General features: G+C 33.8%; 15 protein-coding genes. 10 read left to right on the forward strand and 5 right to left on the reverse strand.

Annotation, left to right across the window (positions count from 1 at the left end; translation table 11 throughout):
• The first annotated feature begins 53 nt into the window (after positions 1-53).
• The 5 genes from CBR30_09285 to CBR30_09305 are packed head-to-tail and all read left to right on the forward strand — an operon-like array spanning position 54 to position 5,041.
• A complete protein-coding gene (locus CBR30_09285) occupies positions 54-470 on the forward strand; it encodes a secondary thiamine-phosphate synthase enzyme (protein ID PMQ00782.1) in 417 nt (138 codons plus the stop codon).
• Between the two features lie 34 nt (positions 471-504).
• Complete coding sequence (locus CBR30_09290) at positions 505-1,236, forward strand: hypothetical protein (GenBank protein PMQ00796.1); 732 nt, start codon at positions 505-507, stop codon at positions 1,234-1,236.
• Between the two features lie 22 nt (positions 1,237-1,258).
• The gene (locus tag CBR30_09295) at positions 1,259-2,248 is read left to right on the forward strand and encodes an L-glyceraldehyde 3-phosphate reductase (GenBank protein PMQ00783.1); all 990 of its coding nucleotides are present in this window, start codon (positions 1,259-1,261) and stop codon (positions 2,246-2,248) included.
• A 21-nt stretch (positions 2,249-2,269) separates the two neighbouring features.
• Entirely contained in the window at positions 2,270-3,556 is a 1,287-nt protein-coding gene (locus CBR30_09300) for a beta-glucosidase (protein PMQ00784.1), read from the forward strand.
• 9 nt (positions 3,557-3,565) lie between these two features.
• Positions 3,566-5,041 carry an IMP dehydrogenase gene (locus CBR30_09305; protein PMQ00785.1) on the forward strand — a complete coding sequence of 492 codons (1,476 nt, stop codon included), beginning with the start codon at positions 3,566-3,568 and terminating at the stop codon, positions 5,039-5,041.
• Here the strand turns inward: CBR30_09305 and CBR30_09310 are convergent.
• Together CBR30_09310 and CBR30_09315 are read right to left on the reverse strand one after the other, a co-directional pair.
• Positions 5,011-7,524, reverse strand: a complete 2,514-nt coding sequence (locus CBR30_09310) for an alkaline phosphatase (GenBank protein ID PMQ00786.1) — start codon at positions 7,522-7,524, stop codon at positions 5,011-5,013. The two genes, CBR30_09305 and CBR30_09310, sit on opposite strands and share 31 nt — an antisense overlap.
• Position 7,525: 1 nt before the next feature.
• Entirely contained in the window at positions 7,526-7,891 is a 366-nt protein-coding gene (locus tag CBR30_09315; protein PMQ00787.1) for a response regulator, read from the reverse strand.
• A gap of 95 nt (positions 7,892-7,986) precedes the next feature.
• Between CBR30_09315 and CBR30_09320 the strand changes: the two genes are divergently transcribed.
• Positions 7,987-8,271: a hypothetical protein gene (locus tag CBR30_09320; protein ID PMQ00788.1), complete on the forward strand. Its 285-nt coding sequence runs from the start codon at positions 7,987-7,989 to the stop codon at positions 8,269-8,271.
• On the opposite strand, the gene CBR30_09325 is transcribed toward CBR30_09320, so the two are convergent.
• Positions 8,272-10,206, reverse strand: coding sequence for an ATP-dependent DNA helicase (locus tag CBR30_09325; GenBank protein PMQ00789.1), 1,935 nt, complete (start codon positions 10,204-10,206; stop codon positions 8,272-8,274). It lies immediately after the preceding gene.
• Between the two features lie 47 nt (positions 10,207-10,253).
• Between CBR30_09325 and CBR30_09330 the strand changes: the two genes are divergently transcribed.
• A complete protein-coding gene (locus CBR30_09330; protein PMQ00790.1) occupies positions 10,254-10,793 on the forward strand; it encodes a hypothetical protein in 540 nt (179 codons plus the stop codon).
• A 4-nt stretch (positions 10,794-10,797) separates the two neighbouring features.
• Here CBR30_09330 and CBR30_09335 read toward each other — a convergent pair whose 3' ends face one another.
• Complete coding sequence (locus tag CBR30_09335) at positions 10,798-12,090, reverse strand: phosphohydrolase (GenBank protein ID PMQ00791.1); 1,293 nt, start codon at positions 12,088-12,090, stop codon at positions 10,798-10,800.
• A gap of 97 nt (positions 12,091-12,187) precedes the next feature.
• Between CBR30_09335 and CBR30_09340 the strand changes: the two genes are divergently transcribed.
• The 3 genes from CBR30_09340 to CBR30_09350 all read left to right on the forward strand — a co-directional run bounded on the left by CBR30_09340 (position 12,188) and on the right by CBR30_09350 (position 13,943).
• Complete coding sequence (locus tag CBR30_09340; GenBank protein PMQ00792.1) at positions 12,188-12,463, forward strand: hypothetical protein; 276 nt, start codon at positions 12,188-12,190, stop codon at positions 12,461-12,463.
• Positions 12,464-12,632: 169 nt separating this feature from the next.
• Positions 12,633-13,550: a peptidase M23 gene (locus tag CBR30_09345; GenBank protein PMQ00793.1), complete on the forward strand. Its 918-nt coding sequence runs from the start codon at positions 12,633-12,635 to the stop codon at positions 13,548-13,550.
• Positions 13,551-13,559: 9 nt separating this feature from the next.
• Positions 13,560-13,943, forward strand: coding sequence for a hypothetical protein (locus tag CBR30_09350; protein PMQ00794.1), 384 nt, complete (start codon positions 13,560-13,562; stop codon positions 13,941-13,943).
• Between the two features lie 293 nt (positions 13,944-14,236).
• Here CBR30_09350 and CBR30_09355 read toward each other — a convergent pair whose 3' ends face one another.
• Positions 14,237-14,431, reverse strand: coding sequence for a hypothetical protein (locus CBR30_09355; GenBank protein ID PMQ00795.1), 195 nt, complete (start codon positions 14,429-14,431; stop codon positions 14,237-14,239).
• Positions 14,432-14,435: the final 4 nt, after the last annotated feature.

Raw genomic sequence — 14,435 nt, forward strand, 5'->3', positions numbered from 1 at the left:
ATAGATACCATCTTTAAAATAAAAGAGAGAGAACTTTATTAAGGGAGGTAAAGATGAAGTCCTATAGAAAGGAGCTTTGGTTTGAGATTCCTACAAGAAGAGCTTTTGTTAATATTACTTCCATACTTCAAAAATGTGTTGAGGAGAGTGGCATAAAGGAGGGGCTTCTTCTATGTAATGCCATGCATATTACAGCCAGTGTATTTATAAATGATGATGAGCCAGGGCTTCATAAGGATTTTGAAATTTGGCTGGAAAAACTTGCTCCAGAGAAACCCTACGATCAATATTATCATAATGTGGGAGAGAATAATGCGGATGCTCATTTAAAGCGTACTATTATGGGAAGGGAAGTGGTAATTGCTATTACTAATGGAAAACTTGATCTTGGTCCATGGGAGCAGGTTTTTTATGGAGAGTTTGATGGGAAGAGAAAGAAAAGGGTGCTTGTTAAAATTATTGGTGAGTGATAAAATTTACAAAACTAAATTTGGAGGAAACATTATGAAAAGAATAATCTTTTTAATGTTAATTCTTTTCTTGATTACAAATACTATTCTCCCAATAGATTTTGATACTGCCAATAAGATATTTTTTGAGGCAAGAAGAGATAGAGATGCATCAAAAATTACTTCTCTTATACAAACATTAGAAAAGGAGCAAGATCTTTACAAAAATTCCTATCTTCTCACAGTTCTTGCGGACTCCTATTTGGAGTATGGTTTATGGGGAGTAGAAGGTAAGGATAAGGAGAAGATGTATGAGAAGGCAAGATCTTTTGCAGAGAAAGCAATTCAACTGGATACAAAAAATGGAAGGGCTTGGTATATTGCTGGAGCTTCTATTGGAAGGCTTGCCCAATATAAAGGAATTGTACAGAGTCTTTTTATGTTGGGCGATTTTGATAAATATATAAGTAAGGCAATTGAAATTCTTGATGATCCTCTTTATAAAACCTTTGCCCTTCTTGCTATGGGTATGAGATATAGGGATGTTCCCTGGCCCCTTTACAATTACAATAAGGCGGAGCAGTTCATGAAAGAAGCATTGAAGTTTACCCCTATTTATCCTAATATTTATTTGGAACTTGGATATCTATACCTAAAAATGGGCAAAAAGGAGCTAGCAAAAGATATGTTTTTAAAAGTCATAAATACTCCGCCTCATCCATGGCTATTGAAGACTCATGAGGAGTCTATGGAGCTTGCAAAGAAAGAATTAGAAAATTTGAAATAATTTTTAGAAGGGAGTGAAAAGGATGTATATCGCAAATGAAAATAGGTATAAAGAGATGATTTATTTGAAATGTGGTAGAAGTGGATTAATGCTTTCTGCCATTTCCTTAGGTTTTTGGCATAATTTTGGATACAACGAATCCTTTGAAAATATGAGAGAGATTGTAAGGAGAGCCTTTGATTTAGGTGTTACCCACTTTGACTTGGCAAATAATTATGGACCACCTCCTGGATCTGCAGAAGAGAACTTTGGAAGAATTTTAAAATTTGATCTTAAACCCTATAGAGATGAGATAACAATAGCAACAAAGGCAGGTTATAGGATGTGGGATGGACCTTATGGAGATGGTGGATCTAAGAAGTATCTTATTGCAAGTCTTGATCAGAGCTTAAAGAGAATGGGATTGGATTACGTAGATATTTTTTACTCCCATAGACCAGATCCTGAAACTCCTATAGAGGAGACTATGGAAGCTTTGTATCAAGTGGTAAGACAAGGTAAAGCTCTATATGTGGGAATCTCTAATTACAATCCAGAACAAACAAGGAAGGCTTATGAAATACTGAGTAGTATGGGGATAAAGCCTATAGTTAATCAGATTAGATATAGTATGTTTGCAAGGGAGCCAGAAAAGGAACTTTTTAATACCTTGGAAGAGTTAGGGATGGGTGCAGTTGTCTATTCACCTCTTGCCCAAGGCTTATTAAGTGACAGGTATTTAAATGGTATTCCAGAGGATTCAAGGGTGAAAAAGTCAGGAGTATTTTTAAAAGAAAGCGATATTACTCCAGAGAGAATAGAAAAAGTTAGAAAACTTTCTGAGATTGCTAAAAATAGAGGTCAAACAATAGCTCAACTTGCTCTTTCTTGGATCCTAAGAAATAAGGTTGTATCTACTGTTATTGTGGGTGCCAGTAAACCTTCTCAAATAGAGGAAAATGTTTTTGCCATTAAGAATTTAGAGTTTAGTGAGGAAGAACTGAAAAGAATAGATGAGATTTTAAATGGTTAATTAAATTTGGAGGAATGGAAAATGAAGGTTTATAAATTTCCCGATGGGTTTTTTTGGGGAACTGCTGTGGCATCCCATCAGGTAGAGGGAAATAATACGAATAATGATTGGTGGGAGTTTGAAAAACAGGGAAAGGTTAGAGATGGTCAGGTTTCAGGCATTGCTTGTGATTTTTGGAATAGATATGAAGATGATATAAAGTTGATGAAGGAGCTAAATAATAATGCCTTTCGTTTTTCCTTAGAGTGGAGTAGAATTGAGCCAAGAACTGGCTATTTTGATGATTCTGCTATTGAACATTATAGAAAAATAATTGTTAGACTAAGAGAGAATAATATCGAGCCCTTTGTAACTATTCATCACTTTACAAACCCTTTATGGATATCGAAAGAGGGGGGATGGTTAAATCCTAATACTATTGATTATTTTTTAAGGTATACAGAAAAGGTTGCAAAATCTTTTAAAGATCTTGTGAAGTATTGGATAACCATTAATGAGCCTAATGCATATGCTTTTACCAGTTATGCTATGGGAATGTTTCCTCCTCAAGAAAAAAGTATAATTAAGATGTTGAAAGTATTAAATAATATGGTTAAGGCTCATGGAAAAGCCTATGCTATTCTTCATGAAAATATTCCTGATAGTAAAGTAAGCATTGCTTATAATGTTATGGTTTTTGATCCAATAAGAGAAAACTCCTATGTAGATAGAAAAATCCAAAGGTTTTTGGATAATCTTTATAATCTCACCTTTATAAATGCCATCATTAATGGAAAATTTTCATCCCCCTTTATAAAAGAGGATATTCCTTATGTAAAGAATACATTAGATTACTTGGGGATAAATTATTATACAAGGGTACGTGTAGGTTTCTCCCTTAAAGATTTTCCGTATTTTATTAAGCAGTATGTTCCTGAAGATGTGGAAAGGTCTGATTTTGGATGGGAGATTTATCCAGAAGGTTTTTATAGGGTATTGAAAAGATTTTGGGATATGACCCATATCCCCATTATTGTTACAGAAAATGGTATATCGGATGCAAAGGATGCTAAGAGACCAAAATTCCTCATATCCCATCTATTACAGCTATATAGAGCTATTGAAGATGGGGTAAAGGTTGAAGGATATTTACATTGGTCCCTTATGGATAATTTTGAGTGGGCGGAAGGCTTTTATCAGAGATTTGGGCTTTTTGAAATGGATTATAATACTTTGGAAAGAAAATGGAGAGAAAGTGCTAAAATTTATAAAAATATCGTTGAGAATAATGGAATTTCTGAAGATATAATAAAACAATATTTAGGATAGGAGGTAGCAATGGAAGATAGATTTTTAGGAGAGGCTTTAACATTTGATGATATTTTATTAGTACCAGCATATAGTGAGGTTCTTCCCAAGGATGTCTCGGTAGACACTTATCTTACGGAAAGAATTCATTTGAATATACCTATTTTGAGCTCTGCTATGGATACAGTTACGGAAGCAAGAATGGCAATTGCTATGGCAAGAGAAGGTGGATTAGGCATCATCCATAGAAATATGAGTATTGAGAGACAGGCGGAAGAAGTGGATAAAGTAAAAAGATCTGAGCATGGAATGATTACAGATCCTATTTTTCTTACTCCTGACCAAACTGTAGGCGATGCTCTTGCTTTAATGGCAAAATATCATATCTCTGGTCTTCCTGTGGTGGAAAAGAATGGAAAGCTTGTAGGAATTGTAACAAATAGAGATTTGAGGTTTGAGACAGATATGAATAGAAAGGTTTCTGAAGTGATGACTAAGGAGAATCTTATAGTGGCTCAGGTGGGAATTACTATTCAGTCCGCCCAGGAGATACTACAAAAATATAAAATAGAAAAGTTGCCTATAGTTGATAAGGAATTTAAACTTAAAGGCTTAATTACTATTAAGGATATTCAGAAAATGAAGCAATATCCTAATTCTGCAAAGGATGATAAGGGAAGGCTATTGGTTGGAGCTGCTGTAGGTACAGGAAGTGAGGCTATAGAAAGAGCAAAGGCTCTTTTAGAAGCAGAAGTAGATATGATTGTGGTAGATACTGCCCATGGACATTCTAAACGGGTTTTGGAAACAGTTAGGGAACTTAAAAAGCTCTGTAAGAATAAGGCGGTTTTAACGGCTGGAAATGTGGCAACCTATGAGGGTACAAAAGCTCTTATTGAGGCTGGGGCGGATGTGGTTAAGGTGGGGATTGGTCCAGGTTCCATATGTACAACAAGGGTAATTGCAGGAGTTGGAGTGCCTCAATTTACTGCGATTTTGGAGTGTGCAAGGGCAGGAAGAGAGTATAATGTACCCATTATTGCAGATGGAGGTATTAAGTATTCTGGTGATATTGTAAAGGCTATTTCTGCAGGAGCCCATGCAGTTATGATTGGAAGTCTACTGGCTGGAACAGAAGAAAGTCCAGGAGAAATTGAGATATATCAGGGAAGGAGTTTTAAAGTATATAGAGGTATGGGATCTCTTTCCGCTATGAAAGAAGGAGGAAGCGAAAGATACTTCCAAGAAGGGGCGGACAAGTTTGTGCCAGAGGGAATTGAAGGAAGAGTGCCCTATAGGGGTCCTGTTTCTGAAGTACTCTTCCAGCTTGTTGGAGGGCTTAAGGCTGGAATGGGCTACTGTGGAGTAAGAAACTTGGAGGAGTTAAGGACAAAAACAAAGTTTGTCAAAATTACCAATGCAGGACTTAGAGAAAGCCATCCCCATGATGTGATAATAACAAAAGAAGCTCCAAACTATAGTGTTTCTTCTTGGGGGAACCCGTAATAGCTATCGGATAGGAAAGCTTTAATTTTTGACATTGGTTGATTAGGATATTGTAAAAATTCCTTCCTGATAGTTATACCTTGCTCTATAGAAGTAAAGGCGGTTAGAGCTTGACTAAGTCTTTGTACAAATATTTGTAGTTTTAAGGGATCGAAATCAGCCACAAATAAATAGAAATGACCTAATCCATGAGAGATATAGTCGGTTGGTCTTAAGAATTGTTTTAGCATTTGGGCTAATTTCTGTCTTAAAACATCCTTTTCTTTTAGGCTTAGGGTTTGTTCTGAAAATTCGTAGGAAATATGTCCCAAAACAAATTGGATTTCTTTCTCTCTTACCTTTACTAAGGATTGCCAGACTAAGGGGAAGAAATAAGGAAGGAAAAGGGTGCCAGTAATAGGATCTACTACAGGAAAATCTCTTGGAAATTCTATAGTAAAGGTGGTCCCTTCCCCTAACTTACTATCCACACTAATTTTACCTTTGTGGGCTTCCACTATACTTTTTACTATAGATAAACCAAGACCTGTTCCACTCTTCTTTTTTGTCAAGGATACATCCGCTCTGTAGAATCGATCAAAGATATAGGGAAGATGCTCAGGAGCTATTCCCTCTCCTTGATCCGATACCTGTACAACTATATTTTTGATATTATCTTTGATGGTTACTGTTATATTTCCACCGTTTGGTGAGTATTTAACTGCATTATCTAAAAGGTTGTGAAAAACCTGTGTTAATCTATCTTGGTCACCAGATATCAATACGGGAAAATCGGGAAAGTTTGTGATAAATTGGTGCTTTTGGGTTTGATTTTGGAAGAAGAATATTCTTCCATTTATTATTTTTTTAAGGTCTACCACATCCCTTTTAATTTCAATTCTTCCCGCCTCAATCCTGGAAAGATCCAATAGGTCATTTATCAGTTTTGTAAGTCTATCCGCCTCATTGTTTATAATCTTAAGATAGTTTTTAGCTCTATCTAAGCTCACATCTTGAGTTAATAATAATTCACTGTAGCCTTTTATGGCAGTAAGGGGAGTTTTCAACTCATGGGATACATTAGCTACAAACTCCGATTTCATTCTATCCAATTCTTTTGATAGACTGATATCCCTTACAGCTAAGATAAAGTCTTTAATTTTTTCATTTTCCCATAATGCAGATAAACTGCATCCTAAAATAATCTCTTTCCTGTTTTGAGGATAGAATTTCATCTCGTATTGGAGAGAGGGCAATTTTTGCTGATACAATCTATCTAAGGGACAATCTACACAAAGAACATTTCCTTTTAGATCTTTACACTTTAATGTTTCCTTACAATTTTTGTTTATGTCCTCAGGCATCAAGGAGAATAAATTTTGTGCAGCAGTATTTATTAACTTTATATTCTTATTCACATCCAAGATGATTAGACCATCCGCAGTATTTTCAATTATCTTCATCATTCTTTCTCTTTCAATGTTTACCTGATTGTATAAAAGAGCTTTATGGAGAGCTATGGATGCCTCATTAGCAAAGTTTATTACCAATTTTAAATCGTATTCTGTAAAGGGCTTTTTATAAACACTGTTTACGATCTCTATAGCTCCAATGATATCATCATTAACTTTTAATGGGGCACATATAACAGAGCCTGTTTTAAAACCTGTGATCTCATCAAAATAGGGAGAAAATCTCTTATCCTTTAGCACATTGTTAACAACTACTCCTTCTCCCTTTTCTACGACCCATCCTACAAGCCCTTCTCCCTTTTTCAATCTCTTTCCTAATAGGTTTTTCTCCTTTTCTCCTTTTACCTTTTCAAAGATTAGCTCTTCAGTTTCTTTATCCTTTAAGAAAATTGTTCCTCCATCAGCATTTAAGAGATATATTGCAGATTCTAATATAGAATTAAATACCTCATCTAAGTCTAAAGAGGAATTTATAATCTGAGTTATTTTGTATTGGGTTTCTGTTTCTCTCATTTTTTGCTGGAGCTTCAAGGTTTCCCTTCCTACATAACTTAGGAAGAAGGATAGAGTAAGAGAGAGAAAGCCCATTTCTGCAACCCTTGAAAGGGCAGTGCTCAGGATTATCTCCTTTTTCTGCAAAATCCCAAAAAATAAAAAGATGAGAGTAACTAAAAGGGCGGAAGTGACAGAAGTACTGAAATCGTATCTTAAGGTAGCGGATAATATGGGAAAGAGTAGAAATAGATAAAGAGGGCTAACAACCCCTCCTGTTAGGTAAACTAAAACTGCAATTAAGATAGAATCAATAGAGGCAAAGATCTGGTGTTTGTAGAAAAAGGGATATGTATAGACAGGGAAGAATGTAGTAAATAATGTGTATATGGAAAAAATAATTAGTAATATATTAAAGATATGGGGATATGAAGTTGGTATAATATCCAGTTTAATTAGGATAAGGGCAACTAAAAAGAATATGCCCCTAATTAAAGATATTACCTTCTCCTTTTTTATATTCTCCTCAAAACCTTTCATCCTATTCTCCTAAGAGATTTTGAACCTTTTCAATGAGATCTTTTAAGGTAAAGGGTTTTGGAAGATAATCGTCCGCCCCCATTCCATAACCTACTCTTTGATCAATCTCGCTGGATCTGGCAGTAAGGAATAGTACCAATGTATTTAAATTGGGATTTTCTTTGATATGAGAGCATATTGTATACCCATCTATATCAGGAAGCATAACATCTAATATAACTAAATCTGGAGATTTCTCTTTTATTAGATTTAGAGCCTCCTTTCCATTACTTGCAGAAAATATCTCATACTTATTTAAAAAATTGAGAGTTTCAACTACTAAACTTCTTACATTTGGCTCATCATCCACTACCAATATCTTTTTCATAGCTCTCCCCTCATTAAAATTTTTTAATCTTATTTTACTATAAATTTTTATCTTTATGTGATAGAATATCATAAAAAAATTACGAGGTGAAAGGTATGAATTTAAAGGAAAAAGTAGAAAACAAGCTAAGAGAGATTATTGATCCAGAGGTAGGTTTAGATCTTGTTACCTTAAATACTATTGAAAATTTAGAAGTTTCAGAGGATGGAAATGTGAAAATAGTATTTAGACCTACTACTCCTTTCTGTCCTTTGGGTATGCAACTTGCCCTTTCTATAAAGAAGTCTATAAAGGAGCTTGAAGGGGTAAAGAATGTAGATGTTGAGGTTGTGGACTATATATTTGCAGATCAGACAAATGAGCTATTAAAGACTGTTTAATTAATAACCTCTGAGGGATGGATAGACCTCTTTGGCTATCCATTCCTCAAATAATCTTTTTCTATTTATCTCCTCAATAAATATGGATGGTTTGGAAAATGAAGAAAAAGATTTGTTTGAACGAGTAAGTAGGGTCGTTACATAAAGCTCCCTTTTTGCCCTGGTTATAGCTACATAGAACAATCTTCTTTCCTCTTCAAGATTCTTATCCATACTTTTATGGCTTGGAAACTCACCATTTATTAACCTCATTATAAATACAACTTCCCATTCTAAACCTTTTGCCTGATGAATAGTAGATAATACCAAAACATCATTTTCTTCCTTGTCTTCAAAGATCTTTTCTCCTCCATAGGTGTATAAGGATAAATCACTTAGAAATTTTTCTAACTCATCATATCTTTCTGCAAGGATTATTAGTTGTTCCACATCTTTGGAGCGTTCATAGTAATCCTCATAGTGTCTTCTTAAATAATCTGCATAATAATTCTTATAGAAATAGTTAAGTACTTCGGATATATTCCTTTCCCATTGAAGTTTTTTAATACCATCCCATATATTCTTAATATCTCTTATACCATCTAAGGCTCGGGCAGTGAGAGAGATAGTAAATATTCTTTCAAAATTTCTGCTTTCTGCAATTATTTCCGAAAGCTTTTTGCTGTAAGCTCTACCAATGCCTGAGAAAAGTCTAAAAAATCTCTGGGAAGATATCTGATCCAAAGGATTATATAGTACCTTTAATAAGGAAAGCATGTCTTTTATATGGGCTTGCTCAAAAAATCTTAGTCCTCCCCTTACCTCAAAGGGAATCCCTCTCCTTGTAAGCTCCATTTGTAATACCATTGATTGATAGTTGGATCTGAAAAGTACTCCAATCTCTCTATAAGGGATGCCCTCTTTATGTAGTTCTTTTATAAGCTCTGCTATAAAACTGGCTTCCTCATTCTCATCCATAGCCCAAACAAGCTTTGGTTTTGGTCCTGATCTTGCTAAAGCTTTTATTTCTTTGTAGTACTGTATTTTATTGTTTTTAATTACCTCATTGGCTAATTCCGCTATCTCAGGAGTGCTTCTATAGTTATCCATTAGATAAAAAATCTTTGTATTTTCAAAAACCTTAGGAAAATTGATCATATTTTCAATGGTTGCTCCGCGAAAAGAGTATATACTCTGGGCATCATCTCCTACTACCAATATATTCTTATTGTTTATCCTTAAAAGCCTTATAATTTCGCCCTGAAGCCAATTGGTGTCTTGATATTCATCTACTAAAATATATTGAAATTGGTCATCTAATATTCTTCTTATATTTTCTCTCTCCAAAAGTAATTTATACCATAGAAAGAGTAAATCATCATAATCTAACACATTGAGATTATGTTTTAATGCGTCGTATCTTTCTTTTACCTTTAAAACTATATCGATAGGAATATGAGGTGCTTTTTCCATTAGAGCTTCTTCCCAGTTTTTTCCAGTATTTATCTTATAGCTTATAACATCTTGGATAATCTCACTACTTATAGGCTCTTCTGTAGTTTCCTCTAAAATATCTATTATTAAATCCTTACTATCTTCTCTATCCAGTATATTGTAATTATCCCTATAACCTAATTCTTTAATATATCTTCTCAATATACGGTTTCCTACATGGTGAAATGTGCCTCCTAATACATCCACTTTATTTTGTAAAAGATTCATTACCCTATTTAACATTTCTTTGGCGGAGTGGTTTGTAAAGGTTAAAAGAAGGATATTGTATGGAGATACCCCTTTATATATAAGGTAGGCAACCCTATATACAATGGTCCTTGTCTTTCCTGAGCCAGGTCCTGCAAGGACTAAGCAGGGACCATCTCCCTCTAAAACTACTCTTTCCTGTTCTCTATTTAATTCTCTTTTTATTCTTTCTAAAAAATTCCTTTCAATTTTCATAATTTAGATTATACTATATAAAAATTAAAGAGAGGAGGGAGCCAATTATGACCTATGTAAAGCTTTTAGCGGATTCTTTGACTCTCTCTCGATTCCTTATTGGAATTTGGATTGCCTTTTTAGGGTTATCTCAAGGAAGTAAAGGGCTTTTTTCCGCTATACTTTGGCTTTTAATTGCCTGGTTAACTGATATTTTGGATGGACATTTGGCAAGAAAATCCCAAGTAAATTATCAAACGTGGATAGGAGAACATGACTTATATGCGGATATGACTGTTTCTTTTGGAGTTCTTCTCTATTTGACTTTCAGTAAATTTATATCTTTATTCTTTACTATTATCTTTTTATTGCTTACCTTCTTAGGACTTTGGTTTTTCCCATCTAATCAGCTTGCTAATGCTTTTCAGGCGGTTCCATATGGATTAATGATCTATACTGCATTTAGAAATCAATTGCGTTATGGCTTAATAATAATTTTATATCTTTTATTACTTATTATTGTAACTTGGCCAAGATTTCCAAAAGAAAAGGTTCCTGAGTTTATTAATGGCATGAAAGATCTGAGAAAGTTTATAAAGAAAAAATAAGTTATTAATTATCTAATGATCTTAGATAGCTTCTAAACTTCTCATACTCTTCTTTTGAAGAGAGGAGATGTTTATTTATCTCTAAGGTTACTTCTTTTATAATTTCCATTAATCTTCTAAAGAGGTACTCATTAACTCCCCCCTTTATATGTTCTTCTGTTATTAAAAGTATTTCTTTTGGGCTTAGAGCTTTTCTATAAGGTCTGTCCTCAGAAAGGGCAGTTAATATATCCGCAATGGCTATTACCTGTGCTTCTTCAGGAATCTCGTCATCTCTTAAATGGAAGGGATATCCATTTCCATCATATCTTTCATGATGGAAGGATGTCCAATCTCTTATATTTTCTAATCCCTTTATATTATCTAAGATCTTATGGGTATTATAGGGATGACTTCTAATAATATACCATTCCTCATTATTTAACGGTGCTTTCTTTTCTAATATTTCTGAGGGGATAGATATTTTACCAATATCATGGAGAAGCCCTGCTATTCTCAGATGTGTGAGCTTTTCTTGAGGATAATTTAGATAATTTCCTATGACTTCGGATATCTTTGATACAGTTTTAGAGTGGATAGAGGTAAATGGACTTTTAAAGTCAATTAATCTTGCTAAAATCTCTGATAATTCTTCAAAATCTCTAATATTCAATTTTTTATCCTCTTTCATAGTTTTCTTAGTTATTATATTGGGAAGATTTTTAGAACTTAAGTCAAACCAGAAGTACTCTTTCTCTGCTAATTCATAGAAGGCTTCTACTAAGTAAGGGACAAACATTTTATTCGAATTTTCCTTTATTTTTTTTAGAATTCTCCCCCTCTGACTTAATATATTTTCATCATCATTTATCAAAACCTCTATTCTATCTGCTAAATGTAAGATATGACTCTCTATTGGTACTTCTTCCCTATTAAATTCTCTCCCTTTTCCAAAATTCCAATTAACACGATGAAATTTGATATATCTTGCAATATTCTCTAAATAGGTGGAATCCTTTAAAAGATAGTATGTTATAAAAGCATGCTTATAGGAATTACCATTTTCTATATCTGATTCAAAGTACTTTAGGAATTTGGTATCTTTATAGGAGATAACACCTAAATCGTGTAAGAGACCACTTAATACTAACTCATAAATCTTCTCCCATGGTAGTCCAAGTAATCTTCCAATACTAAAGGAGATATAAGCTACCCGCTGGGAGTGGAGGGTTAATTCGGGCTTTATAAGGTCCATAGTGCTTGTTATGGAAAATATTATATCAAATAGAGAAATAAAAAGCTCCTTTTCCTCTCCCATAATGGGATTAATATAGAATAAAAATATTTTTTTGTCAAAATAAAATTTTTGATTTATACTAATATTAAAGAAATTTTAAGGAAAGGAGGAAAATGCTGTGGCTATTGGGTTTTCTGATAGATCAAGAACTAAAGCTTTAATTTTATGTATTTTCTTGGGAGTCTTTGGGGCTCATAGGTTTTATTTAGGAAAGTTTGGAACAGGTCTTACTATGCTTCTTATTGGTTTTAGTGGTATAGTAGCTTCATTAACAGTAAAATCTTTCTTTTGGTATATTTTCCTTCCCTTAGGAATTTGGGTCCTTTATGATCTAATTTTAATACTTTTAGGGAAGATGAAGGATATAAATGGAAATCTTGTTTGGAATTGGTAAGGAAAATAAATAAATTAACAAAATTTGAGTAAAAAGCGGAGGAGGCAATGAAAAACCTCGTTTCTTGACAAATTTTTAAAATTTTGTTATACTTTCTACCAAAAATAAAATTTATATTTTTTTATTTAATTTTTTTCTTTTATTTTTTATTTATTTATGAGGTGAAATTATGAAAAAAAGGAGAAGGTGGTGGAAAAGATTTTTTACACTGATAATAATACCTCATGATTCTTCCCATCCGCGGAGTCATAAGATTCACATAAGTATTCCTGTACTAATTTTAATAATTTTAATAGGTACTCTTGCCTTCTCTTTCGCCCTTTATAAGATATCTACAAATAAGTTAACAAAAGTTAAACATTTGGAGGTATTGGAGGAGGTTAGCGAACAACAAAAAGCTCAATTAAAAGAATTGGACAAATTGAGAGAAAAGATAAAGGAGATTGAAGAGGTAGAGAAGAAATTAAAGCAGGTGTTGGGGATTAAAGGAAGTATTCCTACCCCTCAAAAAAATGTAAGTTTTGTTCCCTTGGATTTAAAAACCTATAAGGATGTAGAAACCTTTCAAAACGAGAAAAAAATTTTAGAATACAAGTTGATATTAGAGGAGAAGGAGAGATCCCTTGCCTATATTCAAAAAGAAATTGAAAGAAGAAAAGCACTCCTTGCAGTAACTCCCTCTCGATGGCCTGCATGGGGATTTATTTCTTCAGGTTTTGGATGGAGATTTCATCCTATCTTTAGAAGGAGGGAATTTCACTCAGGAATTGATATAGTTTCCTTTTGGGGAGCACCTGTTTATGCAACAGCGGATGGATTTGTTACCTATGCTGGCTGGGAGAGTGGATATGGAAAAGTAATAAAGATAAACCACGGAAGAGGAATATCTACCTTGTATGCCCATCTATCTTATATAAAGGTAAATGTTGGAAGTTATGTTAAGAAGGGACAGCTCATAGGTCTTATAGGGAGTACAGGTACTGCAACAGGACCTCATCTCCATTATGAGGTAAGAAGAAATGGTGTTGCTGTTAATCCAACACCTTATCTTAATGTAGATATAATAAAACTTGGATATTTAAAATAGGAGGTAATTATGTTTGGGAAAAAGGAGAAGGAAGTAGTTGATACTATCATAGGATCAAGGGTAGAGATTCAAGGTAAGATTATTTCTCAAGCCTCTTTAAGAATAGATGGTAAGGTTATTGGAGATATTGAGACCTCACAAAGTGTAATAATTGGAAAAGAGGGTTATGTGGAAGGAAATATTAAATGTAAAAGAATATCAATTGTGGGAAAGGTAAAGGGAAATATTATATCCTATGAAAATGTAGAGATATTGTCTACAGGAAGATTAGAAGGAGATTTAAAATATGGTGGAAAGTTCTCCATTGAAGAGGGTGGGGTTTTCTTGGGTAAGAGCGAGTTGATAGAAGAAAAAAGCATGATAGAAGAGAGCAAGGAAAATATTGGTTTATAATTCTCCTAAAAATTTTTAAAAATTTCCTCTTTACAAATTTGTTTCAATATGATATTATATATGTCACTAAGGGTTTAGTGCATGGTCCCTACGCCCCTAAAAATAAATAGGAGGTGAAGGTATGAAAGGTTTAAGGGGTAAAATTCTTTGGTTACTTTTAGTGTCCTTTGTTCTCCTTTCCCTTCTCCTTCCAGGTAAGGCTCAGGTAAGCATCCCTCGTGATGAAACAGTATATTGTATAGGTGCTCAGTGGGGTCCTCCAACTACCTGGAATTTCTGATCTGTAATCATTTTTAATCACCCCCAATCATAAGCACAATTCTTCCTTTCTTGCTTATCTTTAACCTCAATCTTAATATCTCAATTATTCTTAAGGCAAAATTTATGAAGCTTATTATTCCTCTCTTTAATTCCTCTTTTAATAACTTTATTCTATGCTCTCCCTTCTCTATTTTTGATGTTAAGTAAATAACTAACAATGCTCCCATAAAT

It is taken from the genome of Dictyoglomus sp. NZ13-RE01 (assembly GCA_002878375.1).
Taxonomy (GTDB): domain Bacteria; phylum Dictyoglomota; class Dictyoglomia; order Dictyoglomales; family Dictyoglomaceae; genus NZ13-RE01.